The sequence below is a fragment of the Shewanella sp. Isolate8 genome, assembly GCF_022398495.1.
Lineage (GTDB): Bacteria > Pseudomonadota > Gammaproteobacteria > Enterobacterales > Shewanellaceae > Shewanella > Shewanella aquimarina.
Window position 1 is genome coordinate 681,469 of the sequence record NZ_JAKEVI010000001.1, and the last position, 22,339, is coordinate 703,807.

Annotated in this window: 19 protein-coding genes and 2 tRNA genes; 13 read left to right on the forward strand and 8 right to left on the reverse strand. The window is 52.0% G+C overall.

Annotation, left to right across the window (positions count from 1 at the left end; translation table 11 throughout):
- Positions 1–349: 349 nt before the first annotated feature.
- The 5 genes from L1D43_RS02940 to L1D43_RS02960 all read left to right on the forward strand — a co-directional run bounded on the left by L1D43_RS02940 (position 350) and on the right by L1D43_RS02960 (position 8,185).
- Positions 350–3,016 carry a family 20 glycosylhydrolase gene (locus L1D43_RS02940; RefSeq protein ID WP_239849891.1) on the forward strand — a complete coding sequence of 889 codons (2,667 nt, stop codon included), beginning with the start codon at positions 350–352 and terminating at the stop codon, positions 3,014–3,016.
- Between the two features lie 262 nt (positions 3,017–3,278).
- Complete coding sequence (locus tag L1D43_RS02945; RefSeq protein WP_239849892.1) at positions 3,279–4,181, forward strand: BadF/BadG/BcrA/BcrD ATPase family protein; 903 nt, start codon at positions 3,279–3,281, stop codon at positions 4,179–4,181.
- 61 nt (positions 4,182–4,242) lie between these two features.
- On the forward strand, positions 4,243–5,373 hold the full coding sequence (nagA, locus tag L1D43_RS02950; RefSeq protein WP_239849893.1) for an N-acetylglucosamine-6-phosphate deacetylase: 1,131 nt from the start codon (positions 4,243–4,245) through the stop codon (positions 5,371–5,373).
- Between the two features lie 168 nt (positions 5,374–5,541).
- Positions 5,542–6,678 carry a DUF5009 domain-containing protein gene (locus L1D43_RS02955; protein ID WP_239851023.1) on the forward strand — a complete coding sequence of 379 codons (1,137 nt, stop codon included), beginning with the start codon at positions 5,542–5,544 and terminating at the stop codon, positions 6,676–6,678.
- Positions 6,679–6,886: 208 nt separating this feature from the next.
- Positions 6,887–8,185: a sugar MFS transporter gene (locus L1D43_RS02960; RefSeq protein WP_220044591.1), complete on the forward strand. Its 1,299-nt coding sequence runs from the start codon at positions 6,887–6,889 to the stop codon at positions 8,183–8,185.
- A 399-nt stretch (positions 8,186–8,584) separates the two neighbouring features.
- Here the strand turns inward: L1D43_RS02960 and L1D43_RS02965 are convergent.
- Positions 8,585–8,660, reverse strand: a tRNA-Thr gene (locus L1D43_RS02965).
- 7 nt (positions 8,661–8,667) lie between these two features.
- Positions 8,668–8,743: transfer RNA gene (locus tag L1D43_RS02970), tRNA-Phe, on the reverse strand.
- Positions 8,744–9,129: 386 nt separating this feature from the next.
- On the opposite strand from L1D43_RS02970, the gene L1D43_RS02975 reads away from it, so the two are divergent.
- The gene (locus L1D43_RS02975) at positions 9,130–9,684 is read left to right on the forward strand and encodes a cytochrome b (RefSeq protein ID WP_239849894.1); all 555 of its coding nucleotides are present in this window, start codon (positions 9,130–9,132) and stop codon (positions 9,682–9,684) included.
- Entirely contained in the window at positions 9,681–10,256 is a 576-nt protein-coding gene (locus L1D43_RS02980; RefSeq protein ID WP_239849895.1) for a YceI family protein, read from the forward strand. Before L1D43_RS02975 ends, L1D43_RS02980 begins: the two co-directional genes overlap by 4 nt.
- A 76-nt stretch (positions 10,257–10,332) precedes the next feature.
- Here L1D43_RS02980 and L1D43_RS02985 read toward each other — a convergent pair whose 3' ends face one another.
- Entirely contained in the window at positions 10,333–10,611 is a 279-nt protein-coding gene (locus L1D43_RS02985) for an oxidative damage protection protein (RefSeq protein WP_011864926.1), read from the reverse strand.
- 2 nt (positions 10,612–10,613) lie between these two features.
- Complete coding sequence (gene mutY, locus L1D43_RS02990; protein ID WP_239849896.1) at positions 10,614–11,672, reverse strand: A/G-specific adenine glycosylase; 1,059 nt, start codon at positions 11,670–11,672, stop codon at positions 10,614–10,616.
- A gap of 283 nt (positions 11,673–11,955) precedes the next feature.
- Here mutY and trmB point away from each other — a divergent pair, with 283 nt between their 5' ends.
- The 6 genes from trmB to L1D43_RS03020 all read left to right on the forward strand — a co-directional run bounded on the left by trmB (position 11,956) and on the right by L1D43_RS03020 (position 17,922).
- Positions 11,956–12,672: a tRNA (guanosine(46)-N7)-methyltransferase TrmB gene (trmB, locus tag L1D43_RS02995; protein ID WP_239849897.1), complete on the forward strand. Its 717-nt coding sequence runs from the start codon at positions 11,956–11,958 to the stop codon at positions 12,670–12,672.
- Between the two features lie 31 nt (positions 12,673–12,703).
- A complete protein-coding gene (locus L1D43_RS03000) occupies positions 12,704–13,027 on the forward strand; it encodes a 50S ribosome-binding protein YggL (RefSeq protein ID WP_239849898.1) in 324 nt (107 codons plus the stop codon).
- Positions 13,027–13,941, forward strand: a complete 915-nt coding sequence (glsB, locus tag L1D43_RS03005) for a glutaminase B (RefSeq protein ID WP_239849899.1) — start codon at positions 13,027–13,029, stop codon at positions 13,939–13,941. The genes L1D43_RS03000 and glsB overlap by 1 nt, the downstream gene beginning before the upstream one ends.
- A 314-nt stretch (positions 13,942–14,255) precedes the next feature.
- Entirely contained in the window at positions 14,256–15,086 is an 831-nt protein-coding gene (locus tag L1D43_RS03010) for a YggN family protein (protein WP_239849900.1), read from the forward strand.
- Between the two features lie 345 nt (positions 15,087–15,431).
- On the forward strand, positions 15,432–16,373 hold the full coding sequence (locus tag L1D43_RS03015) for a LysR family transcriptional regulator (RefSeq protein WP_041510424.1): 942 nt from the start codon (positions 15,432–15,434) through the stop codon (positions 16,371–16,373).
- 886 nt (positions 16,374–17,259) lie between these two features.
- Positions 17,260–17,922, forward strand: a complete 663-nt coding sequence (locus L1D43_RS03020; RefSeq protein WP_239849901.1) for a hypothetical protein — start codon at positions 17,260–17,262, stop codon at positions 17,920–17,922.
- A 115-nt stretch (positions 17,923–18,037) separates the two neighbouring features.
- Here L1D43_RS03020 and L1D43_RS03025 read toward each other — a convergent pair whose 3' ends face one another.
- From L1D43_RS03025 to L1D43_RS03040, 4 genes are all read right to left on the reverse strand, one after another.
- Positions 18,038–19,879, reverse strand: coding sequence for a DUF885 domain-containing protein (locus L1D43_RS03025; RefSeq protein WP_239849902.1), 1,842 nt, complete (start codon positions 19,877–19,879; stop codon positions 18,038–18,040).
- Positions 19,880–20,000: 121 nt separating this feature from the next.
- Positions 20,001–21,140, reverse strand: a complete 1,140-nt coding sequence (gene hemW / locus L1D43_RS03030) for a radical SAM family heme chaperone HemW (RefSeq protein ID WP_239849903.1) — start codon at positions 21,138–21,140, stop codon at positions 20,001–20,003.
- Positions 21,140–21,739, reverse strand: a complete 600-nt coding sequence (rdgB, locus tag L1D43_RS03035; protein WP_239849904.1) for an RdgB/HAM1 family non-canonical purine NTP pyrophosphatase — start codon at positions 21,737–21,739, stop codon at positions 21,140–21,142. Before rdgB ends, hemW begins: the two co-directional genes overlap by 1 nt.
- Positions 21,740–21,872: 133 nt before the next feature.
- Positions 21,873–22,307, reverse strand: a complete 435-nt coding sequence (locus L1D43_RS03040; protein WP_041510429.1) for a DUF4426 domain-containing protein — start codon at positions 22,305–22,307, stop codon at positions 21,873–21,875.
- Positions 22,308–22,339: the final 32 nt, after the last annotated feature.

Below are 22,339 nucleotides of genomic sequence, written 5' to 3' on the forward strand. Positions count from 1 at the left end.
ATTTGTACAAGTCTGACGATGAGCTATTTTCGCGGCGGCATTTTTGTTAATCGGCCAAGATGCGGCGGCAAAAAAGACCAAGCGCAATAAGTAAGTGATCAGCAATAGCGCAGGGAAAACGTTTGAGAGCAAGGCTGGATTTTTAGGTAAGTAGTTATTCTAAAATCAAAAAAGTAATGCAGTTATCGAACGTTTTAACAAGTTCGCTTGAACAGTTATTTATTAGGATTGGCATAAAGTGGTGGCTGTCTCAGATATCGCAATAGCAGGAAGCTTATTGCCGATGCTGATGGGGAAGGGTAGCTGCAATGAGACTTGAACGTTCAAGTTGAGAAAAGTGAGGATAACAATGAATAATAAGCTCATACCAATAACATTACTCATGAGCCTAGGACTGATTGCCTGCAGTCAGCCAACCACTACTCAAGTCCCCAAGGATGAAGGCGCCGCGGCGCAGCAAGTTGTTGACAGCGAGCCGCAACAGGCACTGCATCAATTTGCCACTAGTCTGGCGGTCAACTATCACACACTCACCAATTATCCTCAGCAGTGCACTTCTAGCGGCGTCGACGGTCGTTGTTTTGCCGCCCAGATTGAGCTAATCCCAGGTGTTGATTTTGACCGTAAGGATTGGGCCATCTACTACAGCCAGATGCGACCGGTGAAGCAGGTGCTAAGCGATGCCTTTGAGCTAACCCAAGTGAAAGGGGACCTGCACCGCATCACGCCTACTGACAAGTTCAAGGGCTTTTACAAGGGTCAGCCGGTCGATATCGCCTTTCTTGGGGAGCTATGGCAGCTGTCGGAAACCGATGCCATGCCCAACTACTATATTGTCGTTCCCGGCCTTCAACCTGAGGTTATCACCAGCACTCAGCTCACCGTGGATGCCAGCACAGGCATGGAGCAGCGCCCCTATGTTGAGGCATATGTCAGCGCCGAAAGCCAATATAAGCGCAGCGATACAGACAGGTTAGCATGGGCGACCTCTAAGGTATTGTTTGACGCGAACCAAGATATCGAGAGCCGCCCTGAGCTTGCCGTCAACGCGATCATCCCAACGCCGAAGCGACAAATCATAGAGAGTCAAAGTCCGGTATTATCGCTTGCCTCTGGGTATCATCTGGATACAGGCAGTGTATCTAAAACCGCTGTCGAGGCGGCGCTGTCTCGCTTGGCGCGCCTGGGCGTGAAGCCATCGCCTCAGGGAGTCGCGCTTAAGTTAGAGAAACTGACGACTAGACTTCCCGAGGGGGGGTATCGACTCAGCATTACTGCAGATGGGATCACCATCGCTGCGAGCGACGATGCTGGTTTTTCCTATGGTTTGGCGTCGCTGACGAGTCTCATCTCGCTCGACAACCTGTCGCTTAATGCCATGCAGATCCAAGATGAACCAAGATATGGCTTTCGCGGCATGCACGTCGACGTGGCGCGTAATTTTCACAGCAAGCAGTTTATCTTAGATCTACTTGATCAGATGGCGGCCTATAAGCTCAACAAGTTACACCTGCATATGGCCGATGATGAGGGCTGGCGCCTTGAGATAGATGGATTGCCCGAGCTGACTCAGGTGGGCAGTCGTCGCTGCCACGATCTGCAGGAAGATACCTGTCTATTGCCTCAGTTGGGCAGTGGTCCATATGGTGATAGCAAGGTTAACGGCTACTACTCCAAGGCAGATTATATCGAGATCCTCAAGTATGCAGCTGCCCGCCAAATTCAGGTGATTCCCTCTATGGACATGCCGGGGCATTCCCGCGCCGCCATCAAGTCGATGGAGGCCAGGTATCGTCGCCTGATGGCCGAAGGTAATGAGGCCGGAGCCAACGAGTACCGGCTTATCGACCCGCTCGATAAGACGCAGTATGCCTCGATTCAATATTATGATGACAACACGATCAACGTCTGTATGGAGTCCAGCTATCACTTCGTCGATAAGGTGGTGAGCGAAATTGCCAAGTTGCATCAGGCCGCAGGCCAACGCCTGGATCTTTACCATATCGGCGCCGATGAAACCGCCGGTGCCTGGGTGGAGTCGCCAGTCTGTCAGGCACTGCTAGCAGTCAAAGAGAGCGGCCTTGAGAGCGAGGCACATTTTGGTGCTTATTTCATCGAGCGGCTGGCGAATATGCTGGCCGATAAAGGGATTGAAACTGCGGGTTGGAGTGATGGCATGAGCCATACACGACCCGATCGTATGCCGGCAAAAAATCAGTCCAACATCTGGGACGTGGTTGCTCATGGCGGCCATAAGCGCGCCCATGCACAGGCCAACTTGGGCTGGGATACGGTACTGAGTAATCCCGAGGTACTCTATTTCGACTTCCCCTACGAAGCCGATCCGAAAGAGCATGGATATTACTGGGCGAGTCGCAGCACCAACGAGCGCAAACTCTTTAGCTTCATGCCCGACAACCTACCGGCCAACGCCGAGCAGTGGACGGATATCGAAGGTAAGTCATTTGAGGCCGACGATACCCTTAAGCTCGATGATGCGGGCAAGCGAATCAGCGGCCCACTTAATCAAGGTGTCCGCTTCAAAGGGATCCAGGGACAGCTGTGGAGCGAGACGATTCGCTCAGACCAAGTAGTTGAATATATGGTGTTTCCTCGCCTGTTAGTCCTAGCGGAAAGGGCCTGGCATAAGGCCGATTGGGAAGTGCCTTATCAATATCAGGGGGCTAAATACAGCGCCGAGACTAACTACTTCACGGCCGAGATGCGCGAGAAGCAGAGAATTCAATGGCAGACCTTTGCCAACACCTTAGGCTACAAGGAGCTGGCCAAATTGGATAAGGCGGGGATCGCCTATCGTGTGCCAACGGTAGGGGCCAAGATTAAGGATGGCTACCTGCAGGCGAATAGCATCTACCCTGGGCTCGGCATCGAGTATCGCATCGATGGCGGCCAGTGGCGGCAATATACCGAGGCGGCTAAAGTCTCGGGTAGAGTCGAGGTGAGGGGCGTTGCCGCGGATGGTATGCGCAAGGGACGCATACTCAGGGTCAATTAGCATTTCACAAATAAAACGCTTAAATCAGGGCGGTTATCTATGAGTCGATAACCGCTTTTCTTCATGTCGCCTAGCTAAAGCAAATAGAGGGCCTAACAGGTCTAAAGCGGACAGTAACATCGAGGATTAGCTGTCATAAACTTAGCTAAAATTTTGAATGACAGCGTTGTCATTTTTGTTGTAACATGACATTAACTTAGTCAGTGGGCAGGGCGGGCGAAGCGAGATGCCCTGGATAATAAAACTGTGAATGAGGTTGGTAATGGGATTTAACCAGACAGAGGAACAGGCCCTCGTCATAGGCATAGATGGTGGCGGTAGCAAGTGCCGCGCGACTATCTATGCCGGAGATGACAGTGTAATAGGCACTGGTGTGGCCGGGCGTGCGAATCCGCTTTACGGCCTGACACATACCTTCGACTCTATCTCGCGCGCGACTGAGCTTGCTCTACAAGACGCCGGGCTAAAAGCGAGCGACAGCAAGACACTGGTGGCCGGGGTGGGCCTGGCCGGGGTTAATGTTGAGCACCTCTATCAGGCGATCAAAGAGTGGCAGCATCCCTTCGCAGAGATGTATGTCACCACAGATCTGCACACAGCCTGCATCGGCGCCCATAAAGGGGGCGATGGCGCGGTGATCATCACAGGTACCGGCTCTTGCGGTTATGCCCACGTGGGCGAGCAGTCCCTGAGCCTGGGTGGTCACGGATTTGCTCTGGGCGATAAAGGTAGTGGCGCCTGGTTAGGCCTGCAGGCCGCCCAGCAGGTGCTGTTAGATCTCGATGGCTTTGGTCCGGCGACTCAGCTCACCGAGCGTTTATTGGATCACTTTAAGGTCAGCGATGCCATGGGCATAGTCGAGCACCTGGCGGGGAAATCATCCGGTTGTTATGCCACCCTGGCGCGCACGGTGTTATCTTGTGCGCAGGCACAGGATGAAGTGGCCAAGGCGATAGTGGTCGAGGGCGCAGAGTATATCAGCGCATTGGCGCACAAGTTGTTTGAGATCCATCCGCCGCGTTTTTCCATGATAGGTGGTCTAGCCGAACCCTTGGCACCTTGGCTGGATAAGCGAGTGGTCGACAAGATCTCGCCAATACTTGCCCCGCCAGAGTTAGGCGCCGCCTATTATGCGCGTCAGCAGTTAGGCTTGAGCCAGGCATAGCCTGTGTCACTTAGCCAGTCGTAAATAGCGAGTCGCAGATGATGTTTTGCCAGGAGAATAAATGAAACAGACACTCATTGCCGAGCGGGTATTCGACGGTGAACACTTCCACCACAACCAGGCCATCACCATAGAGGATGGGCGTATCGTCTCCTTTGACAAGGCGAGTGACGTCGAGCCCATTTTGCTTGCCGGCACCTTGGTGCCCGGCTTTATCGATGTACAGGTCAATGGCGGCGGCGGCGCCCTGTTCAACGACGCGCCCAGTATTGAGAAGATAGAGACCATAGGCCTGGCTCATGCCAAGTTTGGTACAACGGGCTTCTTGCCGACCCTGATCACAGATGATATCCAGGTGATGCATGCCGCTGCCGATGCGGTGGCTGAGGCGATCGCCCTGAAAACGCCGGGCGTGCTAGGGATACATTTCGAGGGGCCGCATCTTAGTGTGCCTAAGAAGGGAGTGCATCCGGCCGATTTTATTCGTCGTATCTCAGATGAAGAACTCGCGATATTCGCCCGCAATGATCTCGGCACTAAGGTGGTGACACTAGCACCGGAGAATGTGGCGCCAGAGGTGATCCGTGCCTTAGTCGAGTGTGGCGTCAGAGTCTGTCTCGGTCACTCTAATGCCGATTACGACACTGTAGTTAAGGCGATCGATGCCGGCGCAACAGGTTTTACCCATCTGTTTAATGCCATGTCGCCCATGGATTCTAGGGCGCCGGGCATGGTGGGCGCTGCGCTCGAGAGCCAAGCTGCCTGGTGCGGCCTGATTGTCGATGGGCACCATGTACACCCGGCGTCGGCCAAGGTGGCCATAGCGGCTAAGCCGAGAGGCAAGGTGATGCTGGTGACGGACGCCATGCCGCCGGTCGGCATGGATGATGATGCCAGCTTCGAGCTATTTGGCACGCAAGTTGTGCGTCAGGGAGATAGGCTGAACTCCGTGACGGGTGAGCTTGCCGGTTGTGTGCTGGACATGAATGGTGCGGTCAATAATAGTGTTGATATGCTTGGTGTGGCTCGCGAAGAGGCACTGCGCATGGCATCGAAATATCCCGCCGAGTTTATTGGTCAACGTCAGCGTGGCATATTCACCATAGGCGCCAAGGCGGATATGGTGCTGCTGGATCAAGACAACAGGGTTGCACGAACCTATATAGATGGCCTGCTGATTTATCAGGCCTAGCGAGTCTTCTGTGTGCATAGCCGTTTGTGTTCTGTGCTTAAAATTCTATTGCTATTAGCCCCTTAGGTTATACCTTGGGGCCTTAATTATAATAATAACCATAAGAGAGACGCCTCGATGGAGCCAAAGTTAGATAGCCATCCTAAGCCAGCAACTAAGCCAGCCTCTATGCCAGCCAATAAGCCCAGGCTGAAGTCGCTCGATGCCCTAAGGGGCTTCGACATGTTTTGGATCTTAGGTGGCGAGGCCTTGTTTGCGGCGCTGCTTGTATGGACCGGCTGGCAGGGATGGCGTATCGCCGATGCCCAGATGCATCACAGCCAGTGGCATGGGTTTACCTTCTATGATCTTATTTTTCCCCTATTCATCTTTCTCTCCGGCGTTGCCTTAGGCCTGTCACCAAAACGTTTGGATTCACTGCCTTGGCCAGAGCGCCTGCCGCTTTATCGTCATGCAATAAAGCGTCTGTTCTTGTTGCTTCTGTTTGGCGTGCTCTATAACCACGGCTGGGGTACAGGCATGCCGATGGCGGCGGATGAGGTGAGATATGCCAGCGTGCTGGGACGCATCGCCTTTGCCTGGTTCTTTGCCGCATTATTGGTTTGGCATACCGACCTGAAGACGCAGATCATCATCGCAATCGGGATATTGATTGGATATGCCGCTATGCAGCTGTGGCTGCCGGTTCCTGGCGGAGTGGCGGGGGACTTCTCTATGTCTGGCTCGATCAACGCCTATGTGGATGGCAAGTTTCTACCCGGTATTAGCTATCAGGGCAGGGCGACTGACCCTGAGGGGATCCTCTCGACCCTTCCTGCCATAGTCAATGCCTTGGCCGGCGTCTTCACCGGTCGCTTCATCGTTAAGCCTCATCCGAAGTGGGGAGGGGCAAAGGGCGAATGGGTCAAGGTTGGCATCTTGTTACTTGCCGGTTTGCTCAGCCTGGGACTGGGCTGGTTGATGAACCCTTATATTCCGGTGAATAAAGATCTCTGGACCAGCAGCTTTGTCATGGTCACCCTAGGCTGGAGCCTTATCTTACTCGCCATCTTCTATGCGCTGGTGGATGTCATCAAGCTGCATAGATTGGCCTTCGGGTTTGTAGTCATCGGCTGCAATGCCATCATCATCTATCTGGCCTCGAGTCTGGTGAAATGGGACTACCTTGCCAGTAGCCTATTTGGCGGCGCGATACAGGCGCTGCCGATTGAGATGCAGCCACTGGCGTCTGCCTGCGCCTTGCTCTTGGTTCAATGGCTGCTGCTCTACTGGATGTATAAGCGCGGTATCTTCATCAAGGTTTAAGCCTTGTGGATGATAATTTAACAAGGAAAACGCCGAGTTAGGCTATATGAGGCTAAAAAGCTAAAATGACAGCGTTGTCTTTTTTGTGTTTATGTTTTAACATCGATGAAACAAGGGGGCAACTTGCGCCCAAGCTGTAATGTACCAAGCCGATATCACAGCGCTGATATCCAAAGATTAATTACTATAAGAAAACAGGCTTATGGAAATGACATTAAATAGTGAAAGTAAGCGCAGCAGCGTGATCCCCATGGCGATCGTTGCCGGACTCTTTTTTATTCTGGGTTTTGCGACCTGGCTAAATGGGTCCTTGATGCCTTACCTCAAGCAGATCCTGCAACTCACCCCGCTTCAAGCCTCCCTCATTCTCTTCTCCTTTTATATCGCCGTGACCTTTACCGCATTGCCCTCGGCATGGGTGATCCGTAAGGTGGGTTACAAGACGGGCATGGCGATGGGCATGGGGATCATGATGATTGCCGGACTGCTATTCATACCCGCGGCCAAGACGCAGGTATTTGCGTTGTTTCTGTTTGCGCAGCTGGTGATGGGCACGGGCCAGACCCTGCTGCAGACGGCGGTTAATCCCTATGTGGTCAGAATTGGCCCCGAGGAGTCGGCCGCCGCTCGCGTGAGTGTCATGGGGATCCTCAACAAGGGCGCAGGGGTGATCGCGCCGCTGGTGTTTACCGCCCTTATTTTGGATAGCTTTAAGGACAGAGTCGGCGTTGAGCTGACCCAGGCGCAGATCGACGAGATGGCCAATGGTCTGGTGTTCCCATATCTGGGTATGGCTATCTTTATCGGTGTGCTGGCGCTGTTGGTGAAGAAATCGCCTCTGCCAGAGCTTGAAAATGAAGACGAGCAAGAGCAGGGCACCAAGGGCCATACCCGTGAGGCGCTGTCTCATCCCAATCTGGCATTAGGGGTAGTAGCACTGTTTTTCTATGTGGCGGTAGAAGTGATCGCCGGCGATACCATAGGCACCTTCGCCCTCTCTCTTGGAGTCGAGAACTATGGCGTGATGACCTCATATACCATGATCTGTATGGTTATCGGTTATTCGCTGGGTATCCTGACCATTCCCCGTTTCATCTCTCAGCCTAAGGCGCTGATGATCTCGGCGATACTAGGTCTAATGCTGACGCTGGGGATCCTATTTGGTGACAATGAGTCCTATGCTATCGCCAACGCGTTGCTGGTTCCCTTTGGCGGCGCCATGTTGCCAGACACCCTGTTGATGATCGCCTTCTTAGGTCTGGCCAACGCCATCGTCTGGCCCGCGGTATGGCCGCTGGCGCTGTCTGGCATGGGCAAACTGACCAGCACAGGCTCGGCGCTCTTGGTGATGGGCATTGCAGGTGGCGCCTTCGGTCCGCTGTTTTGGGGATTAACCAGCTCTGCCACCTCGCTCGGTCAGCAGGGCGGCTATATGGTGATGTTGCCTTGTTACCTGTTTATCCTCTTCTACGCAGTAAAAGGTTATAAGATGCGTAGCTGGAAGTAGCCTTATACCAATCACAATAAGTATGTGATCAGAAATAGCGCAGGAAAAACGCTTGAGAACAAAGCAGGATTTTTAGATAAGTAGTTATTCTACAATTAAAAATACTAATACAGTTATCGAGCGTTTTAACAAGCTAGAATGATCAATTATTTATTACGATTGGTATTAGTTATTTCATCAAATCAAAAAGGAGCCTAGTGCTCCTTTTTTGCTGTCTGCTTTCTAACATAGTCCGCTTTCTAGCTTATGCCATGAAGGTGTTAACAGGAAAGGCTGGATAATCGTTGCTATAGGAGGGCGGCTAAATGCAAGAGGAGGGGGCTAAATATAAAGAATTGAAGCAAAGAGTGAAATCATACAGATATAAAAAAGCCCCGACATTGTCGAGGCTGTTTTATATGGTGCCGGCACCAAGAGTCGAACTCGGGACCTACTGATTACAAGTCAGTTGCTCTACCAACTGAGCTATGCCGGCTAAATTGTGGTGCCCGAACCCGGAATCGAACCAGGGACACGAGGATTTTCAATCCTCTGCTCTACCGACTGAGCTATTCGGGCAACTAAACTAAGTGTCTAGCTAACTACTTCAAACCAGGTCTCTGTGACCCTTGCCGTTTGGAGTGCGCGTATAATATAGCGCTGATATTTATCCTGCAAGCGCTTTTTTGGAGAAATTTAACTGCATGGCTAGTTAATGTGCAAAGTGCTGGCTTTTTGGCATTTATGCCGTTTTTTAGCACAGTGGCTGTGGTTAAAACCCAGGTTTAAGCCACTATTTGTTTTTAAGGGGGCATTTTCAGGCCTCTTATTTCTCAATGCTCCACTTATCTCGTTTGTCTTGGCGCTACCTTTCTAAAAATTAGAAGTTTATTGGCGAAATTACGCGATATTCGTCGATCTAAATCGAAGTTAATATGCTGTTAAGTGATAAATGAGGATGAATCGTGTTTAAAAATACCCAGAGCCGCTACGGCGTGGTGAGCATAGGCCTGCACTGGCTATCGGCGTTAGCCGTATTAGGGCTTTTCGCCTTAGGTGTGTGGATGGTCGAGCTGACCTATTACAGCCCCTGGTATAAGCGAGCGCCGGATCTGCATAAGAGTATAGGCGTCTTGCTCATGGTAGTGACCCTGTGCCGTCTGCTGTGGCGCTGGTTAAATCCTGCGCCCAAGACTCTGCCTGAGCATAAAAGGTGGGAGAAGTTGGCCGCCGGCCTGATGCACCGCCTGCTTTATTTGATGTTGCTCGGCATGTTGGTCTCGGGCTACCTGATCTCGACAGCCGACGGCAGACCCATAGTCGTCTTTTCTCTTATCGAGCTTCCGAGTCTAGGGCTGCTGTTTGAGGATCAGGCCGACATCGCCGGCTGGATACACAAGTATTTGGCCTATGGATTTATTGCCTTGGTGGTCCTGCACGCCTTAGGCGCCATTAAACACCACCTTTTAGACAGAGATGCCACATTAAAACGAATGTTAAACATTAAGGAGATACAATGAAAAAGACGTTAGCCACAGCCTTGATATCGGCTTCCCTCATGCTGCCTATGGGGGCCAACGCCGCCGATTATGTGATAGATACCCAAGGAGCCCACGCCTCGGTGCAGTTTAAGGTGAGCCACTTAGGTTACAGCTTCGTGGTGGGGCGCTTTAACGAGTTTGCCGGCGACTTTAGCTTCGATAGCAAGCATATAGGTGATGCCAAGGTGAATGTAACGATAAATACCGCGAGCCTGGATTCTAATCACGCAGAGCGCGACAAGCACTTGAGAAGCGCGGATTTCCTGAATGTCGCTAAGCATCCTGAGGCAAGCTTTAAATCGACCTCAGTCAAAGAGCTGGGTGACGGCAAGTTTGTGCTCAATGGTATGCTGACCCTTAACGGGGTGACTAAGCCCGTGGCAATCGATGCTAAATTTATCGGTGAAGGGCAAGACCCTTGGGGTGGCTACCGCGCCGGTTTCGTCGGCCAGACAGAATTTGCTTTGAAGGACTATGATATCAAAATGGATCTGGGCCCCGCGTCCAGCCATGTGACCCTAGATCTCGTCGTCGAAGGCATTCGTCAGTAATGACTGCTTAAACAAACCCTCCATTATAGAAAAAGCGCCAATAGGCGCTTTTTAATTTTATAGAGCGAGTAATTTATTACTCGTCATCTTTTTGCGGCACATAGCCTTCGATCTCGACCTCTTTGCCCTCAAACAGGAAGTTCACCATCTGCTCTTCGAGGAACTTGCGATCGTCAACATTCATCATGTTGAGTTTCTTCTCATTGATCAGCATGGTCTGCTTAGCCTGCCAGAGCGACCAGGCTTCCTGGCTGATGTTGTCAAAAATTCGCTTACCGAGTTCACCCGGGTAGAGCTGAAAGGCTAGGCCGTCTGCCTCTTTCTTAAGATACTGGCAGTTCACTGTACGCGCCATGATTACTCCTTATTTGATACTGAACCTAAGCTGGTGAGGATCCGCTCTGTGGCGGCGGCCAGACCAACCTTGGGTGGCTTGGCTATGTTATACCAGAGAGAGGCGCTCTCTTCCATGATCTCATGTGCGCTTGTGGCCTTGCGGGCGACAAAGGCGCTGATATCCAGATGGAAATGGCTGAAGGTGTGACGAAAACTGTCTATGGGCTCCTCACTAATAAGAGTTAGGCCGTTTGTTTTGGCAAACTCCTCGAGCGCCTCTTGGCTGTCAAACTGCGGGAAGCACCAGAGCCCGCCCCAGATCCCCGCCGGCGGACGCTTGCTCATCAGCACCCGATCGTCATCTTGAATCACCAACATATAGCCGAGCTTTTCCGGAATCGTCTTCTTCGGCTTCTTGCCCGGAAACTCTGTCTGACGCCCCATCAGCTGCGCCTTGCAGTCTATGGCGACGGGGCAGAGTTCACACTTAGGCTTAGAGCGGGTACAGATGCTGGCGCCAATGTCCATCATCGCCTGGTTGTATTGGGTGACGCCCGCTTTTGGGGTCAGGGTTTGAGTGAGTTGCCACAGCTGCTCCTCCACCTCCCGCTTACCCGGCCAACCGGCGATGGCGCCGTGTCTGGCAAGCACTCGCTTGACGTTGCCATCTAATATGGGGTGATGCTGCCCAAGAGAGAGTGAGAGTACCGCCCCCGCGGTCGAGCGGCCAATGCCGGGCAGGGCGAGTACCTGCTCGAACTCTGTGGGGAACACACCCTCATAGTCGCTGGCGATCAGCTGGGCGCTCTTATGTAGGTTACGCGCCCTGGCGTAATAGCCAAGGCCGGTCCAGTGGTGCAGCACCTCATCCTGTTCGGCACTTGCCAAGTCCAAGATAGTGGGGAAACGCGCCATAAAGGCTTCGAAGTAGGGGATAACTGTGGCGACTTGAGTCTGCTGCAGCATGATCTCGGACACCCAAACCTTATAGGGGGTCTTATCTTGTTGCCAGGGAAGATGCTTGCGTCCGTGTTTGTCGTACCAGGAGACTATGCGCTGGTGAAATTGCTCTGTTTTCATGGCGCTCAGTCTATAGAGGGGCAAGGTTTTTCTCAAGGCAAATGGCATTGCTAAGCCGGCATGGCTCGCACGCCGTGGGATAATTGGTATACTTTGGCAACATAGGGCTTGCCTTAGAGCAGTAACTTTGGATAATGCCCTTCTTTTTATAATTTTCCAATCATATAAGTGTCAGGATCCCATGGGATCATATGAGTTGGTCAGGCGAGCCTAGAGTCGCTTGATGCTGACTTTTTCTCGGCGCTATATGGCCAACCAATGGCAGATCTGAGGCTGAAAGATAATGAGCGAAGTGACCACCGCAGAGTTTAACGAAGAGGGTAAATACCTTCGCAAAGTGAGAAGCTTTGTTTTACGTGAAGGACGTTTGACCAAGGGCCAGGCACAGGCCATGGAGCAACAATGGCCTATCATGGGGCTGGACTATTCGCCCGAGCCGCTGGATCTGGTCAAGGTGTTTGGCCGCGAGGCCGATACCGTATTGGAAATTGGTTTTGGTATGGGCGCTTCACTCGTCGAGATGGCCAAGGCGGCGCCGGAGCTTAACTTCATCGGTATCGAAGTGCACAAGCCAGGTGTCGGTGCCTGCCTGGCGGATGCGGCTGAGGCCGGCGTCACTAACCTGCGTGTGTTCCACCATGACGCCATCGAGGTATTGGAAAACAGCATCCAAAGCGGCAGCCTGGCCAGAGTACAGCTATTCTTTCCTGATCCTTGGCATAAGAAGCGTCATCATAAGCGCCGTATCGTGCAGCCCGAGTTTGCCCAGCTTATCCGTCGCTGCCTTAAGATAGGTGGTGTGTTCCACCTGGCGACCGATTGGGAAAACTACAGCGAGCACATGTTAGAGGTGATGAACGCCGCGCCCGGTTACAAGAACCAGGCACAAGAGGGGGATTTTGTGCCCCGTCCGGATCATCGTCCACTGACCAAGTTTGAGGCCAGGGGTCATCGTCTGGGACATGGCGTCTGGGATCTGATGTTCGAGCGTACCGAGTAAGCTTTATTTCTATATAAAAGAGGGAATACACATGGCAACACGTAGTCGTCGTTTACGTAAAAAATTACGCATTGATGAGTTTCAAGAGTTCGGCTTCGATGTGAATTGGACCTTCGATGATTCGGTAACCGAAAAGCAGATCGATGCTATCGTCGATCAGTTTATCGACCAGGTGATCGAAGAGCGAAAGCTGGGTTTCCACGGTGGCGGCCATAAAGAGTGGGAGGGCATCATTGCCACTCAAACCATTGGCAAGTGCACCGAAGAAGACAGGCAAGCCGTGAGTGACTTCTGGAAGAAGCAGCCGGCTAAAGATGTTGTGGTTAGCGAGCTGTACGACATCTGGTGGAACTAATGCCACAGAAGGACCTGCTCGAGACCATTATCGAGCAGGTGCGTCCTCTGCTGGGAAAGGGCAAGGTCGCCGACTATATTCCCGCCCTGGCGGAGGTGGATCCTACCAAGCTTGGGATCGCCGTGACCACAGTAGACGGTCAAACCATAGGGGCTGGAGACTATCTCGAGCCCTTTTCGATCCAGAGTATCTCCAAGGTCTTTAGCCTCACTGTCGCCCTGACTCTGTATGAGGAGGGGGAGATCTGGTCGCGTGTCGGCAAGGAGCCATCGGGGCAGTCATTTAACTCCCTGGTGCAGATTGAGCTCGAGCGCGGGGTGCCGAGAAACCCCTTTATCAACGCTGGTGCCCTGATCATCGCCGACCTGCTGCAGAGTCGTCTTGGTGCGCCCAAGCATCATATGCTTGAGGTGGTCAGAAAGCTGAGCGCCGATCCCCATGTGATTTATGACAAGCGTGTCGCGGCCTCAGAATATGAGCATAGTGCCCGCAATGCGGCGATTGCCTACTTGATGAAGTCGTTCGGCAACTTCAACAACGATGTCGATAGAGTACTGAAAAACTACTTTCACTACTGCGCGCTTAAGATGAGCTGCGCCGATCTCTCAAGGGCCATGCTCTATCTGGCCAATCGTGGCCAGAGCCTTTCTGGGCAGCAGGTGGTCTCCCCCATACAGACCCGTAAGCTTAACGCCCTGCTGGCGACATCTGGCCTGTACGATGGAGCAGGTGAATTTGCCTATCGTGTGGGCATGCCGGGCAAGAGTGGTGTGGGCGGCGGTATCATCGCCGTGATCCCGGGCGATATGAGCATCTGTGTCTGGTCACCCGAGCTAGATAAGAACGGTAACTCCCTGGCGGGCACCGCCGCGCTGGAGAGACTCTCCCAAGCCCTGGGACGCTCTATCTTCTAATAGTGCGTCTATTCGAGGCGCTCTTTTTGTTCTACCTTTTCACTCTAAGCTGGTTCCTTTTCTCCCTTTTTCTTTCCTTCTATCAGCCCCCATTCTCTCGATGGTGAAATTTACTAAAAACTGGTTGAAGGCTTTACTTTTGTTAGCCCATAGCCGATTTATAGTCTTGGTTTATATCGTTAATTTTAGCTAATTCATTGATTATATTTAATTAGTTAAAATTGGCACGATACCTGTATTGTTAGCTCTCAATGACACATGGTGCACCTTAAGCTTCACATCATGTGATTTTCAATGACTTAAGGATTAAGAATATGAAGAAATTGACCGCATCTCTTGGACTGACAGCTTTCGTACTTGCCACCACCAGCGCCGCCTGGGCCGGCGAGGATAAGGACAACCATATTTCGTTCGGCAGAGATGACAAGCAGTGCGAGGTGAGCCTTAACTATGATGTCTCGGTAGAGCCGAGCAAGCTGGTGGTCAGTGAAGCCAAAAAAGAGGTATATCGCATCGAGCTTGGTCGTCTCTATGTTAACGGTGACAAGGTTGAGCTTAACGATAAGCAGCAGGCCCTGGTTAACCAATATGCAGGTGAGGTGTCAAAGCAGCTGCCCGAGGTGATCGACGTGGTGCATGATGCCGTCGATATTGCCTCTACCGCGGTTAGCATGGCGCTCACCCCTTTGTTAGGCGACGCCGCCGGTGCCAAGATTGATGAGATGATGGACGGTCTGTCTCAGCGTATCGACACGGTTGCCTATCAGAATGGCGACAAGTTTTACCTGGGCGCGACCGAATCTTCTATCGAAGATACCTTCGGTAAAGAGTTCGAGCAGGAGATGGAGCAGCTGGTGCAGAGCTCTATCGGTAGCATGATGATGACCCTAGGTAGCGAGATGATGAAGGGCGACGGTGAGAGTTTCGAAGAGAAGATGAACGCCTTCTCTGCCAAGATGGACAAGGTGGGCGACGATATCGAAGCCCAGATTGAACAGCAGGCAACGGATCTCGAGGCGCGCGCCGACAGGCTGTGTGACAACTTCCAGCAACTGGTTGCCTTAGAGTCTCAGATGCGTAGCGAAGTCCCGGCGCTGCGCGACTATCCACTGGTTAGCGCTAAGCAGCAAACCCTGCGCGAATAAGTCGCAAACAATTTCCTCTGGCAAAGCAAGATCCACATTTCCCTGCACTTACCTTGGGTGCAGGGCTTTTTTTATTCTGGGCCCGCTATTCTTATGACTTTTCCTCCACTCCTAACTGGGTGTATAGTGGCTAGAAAATAGGTATTAGAATCAAAGAGCAAATCTTTGGTATACTTGTAAAAAATAATAACAATGCTGGCGAAATTTCGATAACGAAATGGCTAACAGTCTGACTCTACTCTTAAAATAATCTGCATAGTCAAGGGGATAACTTCGAAGTCAGGAGGTATCTCCATGATTTATAATTGGTATTTATAGGGTCGCATACACCTTAAGGCTATTTAAATGTTAGAACTTTTAGAACCTATTGCAATTTTTACTCATGTTGCTCGTGCCGGGAGTTTTAGCTCTGCTGCGCGAAAATTGGGGATTTCTAAATCAAAGGTCAGTACTCAAGTTGCCGATCTTGAGCATAAATTAGGTGTTCAGCTGATACAGCGTACCACTCGGAGTCTGAGTTTAACCGAAGCCGGACAGCTACTTTATGCCCAGGGTGAAGAGTTGCTTCGCGATGCCGACCAGGCGGTTGCCAGCGTGCACAATCTTAACGATGCCACACGCGGTGTACTCAAGGTGGGGATCTCCCAATCTTTCGGTACCATGCACATCATTCCTGCCTTGCCCGATTTTATGGCCAGACATCCCGAGCTGGAGCTACAGGTAAGCCTGTTGGATCATAAGGTGGATGTGGTCAGTGAGGGCTTAGATCTGCTATTGACCATGTCTGAGCAGTTACCACTCGGCATGGTGGCCAGGCCGCTGATGAAGTGTCAGTTCCTGCTGGCGGCATCGCCTGAGTATGTTGCCAAGCACGGCTACCCTGAGCGCCCCGAGCAGCTGGTGGATCATAACTGTCTGGTGTACCACGGTGAGTGGCACGAGCATAGCGTCTGGCAGTTTAAGAAGGGTGACGACTACTGCGAGATAGGTGTATCGGGTAATTTCAGGGTCGATAACGCCCCTGCGCTCAAGTCTGCCGCGGTAAGTGGCCTGGGTGTCGTCTATCTTGCCAGTTACCTGCTGGAAGATGAGATAGAGAAGGGCACACTGGTGCCGCTATTGCCAGAATGGCAGTTGACTCATCATCTGCCATTACAGGCCGTTTACCCAAGACGTAAACACCTGGCACCTAAGGTTAGCGCCTTTATCGACTTCATTAAGGATCATATCGGTTCGCCTCCCTATTGGGATGAGCCATACGCCGCCCTGTATGCGCAGCGTAAATAGCAGGATGTGGCTGAAAAAACAGCATTTTATCCATGTTGTTGTTAAGGTTTTTGCCACTTTCAGTTATCAATAACTTAAAAACATTGTTCTGATAACAAGACGATAACCCCCGGTATTTTTTGTGTTGGGGGTTATTCTTTTATAATCATGTGGTTACACTGGTATTACCACTCTATTTCGTGATGGCTTATTTAGCTCAAACTAAAGCTTGAAAGTAATTCACGTTGCAGTCCGTTCTTAATTTAATACAATGGTGGCAGTTGATATCGGGATGACCTGAATCAGTTAGCCGAGCCAGAGAATGACCCCTCTCTCGTTTGGTTACACAGGTCGGCGTTACTGCAATCTTGAATCAATGCTGGCAGCGGTTTAAGAACTAAAACAATGCTAGCCTTAAAACCATCATCCTAGTTTTGGTTTACCCCAGCAAAGATTGCTGGGGTATTTTTCTTTTAGCCCTTTATCTTTTCATCACCTTGCTTTTGTCCTTCAATCCCCCTAGGGCCTGTTTATCTTTCGCGTTCATTTTTACAGCATCCTGTATCTATTTTAGACAAGGTAGAGCGATTGTAATCTAGTGTGCTACATCAATGAGCGATAACGCAGTAGAAAAATGATACAGACGCTGCCCGCAGGGTTCGTCTTGAGCACGTTCAACTCTTTGTTACTCGGCTTTTATATAGAATAACTATACTTCAAGCCTCATGCCGCGATTTGAACGTGCTCAATTAGAACAAAATTTGCTCTAAAAAGGTCAACAGGCCCTAGCCTTTTTGACCGCTCGATAAAGAGAATTTAATCTGTTGTCGATGGCACCTATATGCAGAGCAGGTTATTGTGCTGCACAGTTCAATCGAATCGGCCTCTAATGAGTAAAGGGATATTTATGGCTCGTAAACTACTGTTTTCAATTCTCGCCCTGGTTAGCTTAGTCATTCTGGCGGGCATCTACCGTTTTAACTTTACCCATGATGACCTCTATGTGGTGCAGGAGGATGGCAGTGTCGTCCCATTAGATGAAGATATCGACAGGGTCATGCTGACCCTCTTTAGCATAAAGACTCATGAGGGCTGGTCTATCAAGCTGCCCGAATCCCAGTCGCAGCCCCCGGCCGAGGCGAGACTGACCCGTGTCGATCTCAGTGGTGACAGACGCTTTGCCAGTGGCGATTATCAGGATGGCCCAGAGCGTGGCAGCGTGCGCCTCGATTATATGAAGATGTTGACTCTTAACTATGCAAGTGACGCTGACCAGATGCTGTTTGTGGCGCCCTTCTTTGTCTCCAATCAGGGCAGTGGCGTGTTCGCCTACCTGGGCCTGTTTAATCTCAATCATAAACGCGGCGATATCGCGCAGTTAGGCAGTGTTTTTATTGGAGACAGAATCGAGATCCGTGACTTGCAAGTTGAAGAGCCATTCGATGTGACTTCGAGTGTGTCGCTGAGTTATCTCACCCATGGCGACGAGCAGAGTATTGCCGAGGCGCCTGCTAAGCTGGTGACTAAGCTTATTAAGGTGACGCCATCGGGCTTTAGCGAGCAGCGCTAAGGCCATTATGAATACATGAGCCTGAGTTAATGACTATTTGCTGGTAAATGTAAAAAGGCCGCTCTCGTTTAAGAGCGGCCTTTCTTATGGACAATCTTGAATATAAGGTCAGCTGTTAGGCCTTGTGGGCCCAGTTCATCACCTTAGACTCCAACACATCCAGCGGTAGCGGCCCGTTCTTGAGTACCAGGGTGTGGAACTCACGAATATCGAACTTATCTCCCATGATGGCCTTGGCCTTCTCGCGAATATCGACAATCTTGAGCATGCCTATCTTGTAGGCGGTCGCCTGAGATGGCATCACGATATGACGTTCAACCATCTTGATCGCATCTGACTCGGCATTTGGAGTGTTGTTGACATAGTATTGGATCCCCTGCTCGCGGGTCCAATGCTTAGCATGGATCCCCGTATCCACCACCAGTCGGCATGAGCGCCATAGCTCCATGGAGAGGCGGCCGAAGTCAGAGTAGGGATCTTTATACAGGCCCATCTCCTTAGGGAAGAACTCACTGTACAGTCCCCAACCTTCGATATAGGCGGTATAGCCACCGAACTTCCTGAATTTAGGGATCCCCTCTAGCTCCTGGGCGATGGCTATCTGCATGTGATGACCCGGTGTGCCCTCATGGTAGGCGAGCGCCTCCATCTGGTATTTGGGCATGGCGTCCATATCATACAGGTTGGCGTAGTAGGTTCCAGGGCGACTGCCATCGGGCGTCGGCTGATTATAAAACGCCTTACCGGCAGACTTTTCTCTAAACGCCTCGACCCGTTTGACTATCATGGGGGCCTTGGGTTTGACATAGAACACCTCATCGAGACGCGATGAGATGTTATCTATCAGCGTCTTGGCATCTTTGAGATAGGCGGTGCGGCCCTCTTCCGTGTCAGGATAGTAGAACTGCTTGTCTTCACGCATAAACTTGAAGAAGGCCTTGAGATCGCCCTTGAAGCCGACCTTCTTCATGATGGCGCGCATCTCCTGATGGATGCGGTCGACCTCGGCAAGGCCCAGCTGATGGATCTCATCGGCTGTCATCTGGGTGGTCGTGGTGCGTGCCAGGGCGTTGTTGTAAAACGCGTCACCATCTCTAAACTTCCACATGCCATCTTTGGTATCGGCGCGCTTCTCTAGGGTTTCTATGTAGGCGATAAGTTTATCATAGGCGGGCTTGACCTTGGCGGTCAGCGCCTGCTTGGCCTCATCGAGCAGCTTATTGCGTTGATTATCCGCTATCGCAAGCTTGGCCACCTTACGCTGAAAATCGGCCCAGATGGCGCTGTCATCCGCCTGGTCGAAGGGGGCGCCGCTGATGATGTTGCGGCTGTCGGACAGCACATAGGCAAACACAAACTTAGGCGCTATGATGCCGGCCTTGGCGCGCTCCTCTAATGCTTCTTCCAGCTGCTGCATGTAGTGGGGCACACCCTTGAGACGGCTGATATAGGCCTCGGCGTCGGCGACGCTGTCTATCTGATGTTGGTTAATCAGGAAAGAGGGCACCATGGCGTGGCCGCCATACATCTGGTTAACCGGGTAGTTGTAAAGGCGCCACTTATAGTCCTTGATGCTCTCTTCAAGTTTCTGGGTCAGCAGGTCATAACTCAGCAGCGTCTGCGCATCTAACTTACTCTTATCTATCTGTTTGAGCTGCGCGAGATGTCGCTTATCTCTAGCCAGGCTCTCCTTATCGGCGGCTTCGCCTCGCTCATCCCATTTGCCGTAATCTGTCTTGATCCCAAGCTGGGTCTGACTCATGGGGCTGGCCATCACATTTTCCATGAAGATGGTTTCGAAGAGTTGGTTAGCCTTTTCCGATTCTTGCGCGCTAATCTTTTGTGCGGGTTCGCTGGCGCTAAGTAGAGGGAGTGAAACTGGCGCGGCGTGTACAGCGCCAGAAAGTAGTGTCGCCAAGGTGATGGCGAGCATAGTTGTTTTTGTTTTTATTGGCATAACTTTATCAGTTTAACTTGGCTTAGATTGACTAGTGCCTGTTATCCTAATAAAGCTGACGATTAAATATGCAAACTAAGTGTTAGAAAATGTTTCTGTTCCCCTCGTCTGAGGGGAAAGATTATTCGCAAAATAGTCCCAGTAGTTCGTTGACAAACATCTGTCCCTTGGGCGTAAGCTGCCAGTGATCGGCTTCTATGATCACCAGACCCTTTGTCGCCGCCCGCGCCATGCCGTCATCGAGTACATCTGCACAGAGGCCGGTGCGCTCCTCAAACTCGCGCCTAGGGATAGGCGACATCAGTCTCAAGCGGTTCATCAGGTATTCCAGCGCCCTGTCTTCCGCTAGCACTTCACTCTTATCGAATAGATAGTCACTGGCGCCCAGGTAACCCTTTGGATGCTTTATCTTCACCGTGCGGTAGATGCGCTGCTCATTCACTAGGGTTATCTTGCCGTGGGCACCACAGCCGATCCCCAGATAGTCACCAAACTGCCAGTAGTTGAGGTTGTGACGACAACGATAACCGGGTTTGGCGTAGGCGGAGATCTCATACTGTTCATAGCCGAGCGCGGCGAGGCGTTGCTGGCCCTGCTCATAGATCCGCCAAAGCGCCTCGTCGTCAGGCAACTGTGGCGGCTTAGAGTGGAACAGGGTATTGGGCTCTATGGTGAGCTGATACCAAGAGAGGTGAGGCGGATTGAGGGCCGCCGCCTTATCGATATCGTGCATCGCCTCCTCGAAGCTCTGATTGGGCAGGCCATGCATGAGATCCAGGTTAAAGCTCTGGTAACCGGCCTGGGCGGCCTTGGTGGCCGCAACCTCTGCCTCATGCTTGTCGTGAATTCTGCCGAGCAGATTCAGCTTATCGCTGGAAAAACTCTGCACCCCGATAGAGAGGCGAGTCACCCCGGCGGCGCGATAGGCGCTAAAGTCATCGTGCTCCAGGGTGCCCGGGTTGGCCTCCATGGTGATCTCTATATCCTCTGCAAAGGGGATCTGCGCCCTTACACCATTGAGCAGACGCCTTATCTGAGGCCCATCGAACAGGGAGGGCGTGCCTCCACCGATAAAGATGGAGTGCAGGCTGCGCCCCTGAACATAGGCGGCATCGTTAGCCAGATCGGCGAGCAGGTCGTCTACATAGGCCTGCTGCGGCAGCTCACCATGTTGACCATGGGAGTTGAAGTCGCAGTAGGGGCATTTCTGCACGCACCAGGGGATATGGATATAGAGGCTGAGCGGAGGAAGCTTAAGCATTAGCCGAGAACACCCTTGGCCTTGAGCTCGGCCAGTAGCAGCTGCATCGCCTTGCCTCTATGGCTGAGGGCATTCTTCTCGTCGCTGCTTAGCTCGGCGGCGCTGCACTCATGCTCGGCGGGAATAAAGATAGGGTCATAGCCATGGCCGTTGTCGCCCCTTGGCTCGAAGCCGATGGTCCCTTCCCAGGATGCTTGGCAGATGATGGGCGTCGGGTCTTTGGCGTGGCGCATATAGACCAGGATGCACTGGAAGCGGGCGATGCGCTTGTCGCTGTTAGTCAGCGCGTTCAGTAACTTGTTGTAGTTATCGCTGTCACTGGCGCCTTCGCCGCCGTAGCGGGCCGAGTAGATCCCTGGCGCACCTTCTAAGGCGTCTACTTCCAGGCCGGAATCGTCGGCGATGGCCGCAAGGCCGGTCACCTCTGCGGCATGACGCGCCTTGATGATGGCGTTCTCGACGAAGGTGGTGCCGGTTTCCGGGACTTCTTCGACCTTAAATTGGCTCTGCGGCAGGACCTCGATGCCAAACTCGGCAAGGATCTCAGCAAACTCTTTCAGCTTCCCCTTGTTGCCGCTGGCTAATACGATTTGATTCATGTGATGTGACTCGTTGTGACTGCTTTCTAGATGGCCGCCATGATACCCAAGCTGGCGGGGAAACGATAGAGTCACAGGGGCAAATAGCAACAAGCCGCGCAAAGCGCGGCTCGAAGTGTACAGACAGGTGAGCCTAGTCGACGTAAAACTTCTGCTTAAACTTCAGCTGGGTGTTGAGCTTGTTGCCATATTTGATGGCAATCTGAAAGTTGATCTCCTGATCGTCCCGGTAGGGCACCTCGGCGATGTAGTAGATAGCCTCACCCTCGCGGATCTCCTTGAAGGTCAGCTCCACCCTGGCATCGAGCAGGTTGTTGGCGATCCCCGAGATCTCAACGGGTATCGCCGGATTCCCCTCGGCGCTGGTATCGAGCACCGAGATGTTGATTAGGCCGGTATAGCTACTGCGCTTGATGCCGTAGGTCTTGGCGATGGAGGGGGTGATAAAGGTGCTGCCCAGGGCAACATAGTGGATATCAAAAGTGCCGACGCTCTGTTTCTGCTCCGCCGCGGCATTGCCCATGCTAAGCAGTGTCAGCGCCAGGGCACAAAAAAGGGTACGTATCATGGTGATCTCCTGTCACGGGATAATTGACTCTA

What these genes read in the sequence shown, in the direction of transcription:
- L1D43_RS03020 (WP_239849901.1), top strand. Translation starts at nt 17,260, where the DNA reads ATGGCTCGTAAACTACTGTTTTCAATTCTCGCCCTGGTTAGCTTAGTC.
- L1D43_RS02980 (WP_239849895.1), top strand. Translation starts at nt 9,681, where the DNA reads ATGAAAAAGACGTTAGCCACAGCCTTGATATCGGCTTCCCTCATGCTG.
- L1D43_RS03040 (WP_041510429.1), bottom strand. Translation starts at nt 22,307, where the DNA reads ATGATACGTACCCTTTTTTGTGCCCTGGCGCTGACACTGCTTAGCATG.
- L1D43_RS02940 (WP_239849891.1), top strand. Translation starts at nt 350, where the DNA reads ATGAATAATAAGCTCATACCAATAACATTACTCATGAGCCTAGGACTG.
- L1D43_RS02955 (WP_239851023.1), top strand. Translation starts at nt 5,542, where the DNA reads ATGCCAGCCAATAAGCCCAGGCTGAAGTCGCTCGATGCCCTAAGGGGC.
- trmB (WP_239849897.1), top strand. Translation starts at nt 11,956, where the DNA reads ATGAGCGAAGTGACCACCGCAGAGTTTAACGAAGAGGGTAAATACCTT.
- L1D43_RS03025 (WP_239849902.1), bottom strand. Translation starts at nt 19,879, where the DNA reads ATGCCAATAAAAACAAAAACAACTATGCTCGCCATCACCTTGGCGACA.
- L1D43_RS03010 (WP_239849900.1), top strand. Translation starts at nt 14,256, where the DNA reads ATGAAGAAATTGACCGCATCTCTTGGACTGACAGCTTTCGTACTTGCC.
- L1D43_RS02985 (WP_011864926.1), bottom strand. Translation starts at nt 10,611, where the DNA reads ATGGCGCGTACAGTGAACTGCCAGTATCTTAAGAAAGAGGCAGACGGC.
- L1D43_RS03015 (WP_041510424.1), top strand. Translation starts at nt 15,432, where the DNA reads ATGTTAGAACTTTTAGAACCTATTGCAATTTTTACTCATGTTGCTCGT.
- mutY (WP_239849896.1), bottom strand. Translation starts at nt 11,672, where the DNA reads ATGAAAACAGAGCAATTTCACCAGCGCATAGTCTCCTGGTACGACAAA.
- L1D43_RS03000 (WP_239849898.1), top strand. Translation starts at nt 12,704, where the DNA reads ATGGCAACACGTAGTCGTCGTTTACGTAAAAAATTACGCATTGATGAG.
- glsB (WP_239849899.1), top strand. Translation starts at nt 13,027, where the DNA reads ATGCCACAGAAGGACCTGCTCGAGACCATTATCGAGCAGGTGCGTCCT.
- hemW (WP_239849903.1), bottom strand. Translation starts at nt 21,140, where the DNA reads ATGCTTAAGCTTCCTCCGCTCAGCCTCTATATCCATATCCCCTGGTGC.
- nagA (WP_239849893.1), top strand. Translation starts at nt 4,243, where the DNA reads ATGAAACAGACACTCATTGCCGAGCGGGTATTCGACGGTGAACACTTC.
- L1D43_RS02945 (WP_239849892.1), top strand. Translation starts at nt 3,279, where the DNA reads ATGGGATTTAACCAGACAGAGGAACAGGCCCTCGTCATAGGCATAGAT.
- L1D43_RS02960 (WP_220044591.1), top strand. Translation starts at nt 6,887, where the DNA reads ATGACATTAAATAGTGAAAGTAAGCGCAGCAGCGTGATCCCCATGGCG.
- rdgB (WP_239849904.1), bottom strand. Translation starts at nt 21,739, where the DNA reads ATGAATCAAATCGTATTAGCCAGCGGCAACAAGGGGAAGCTGAAAGAG.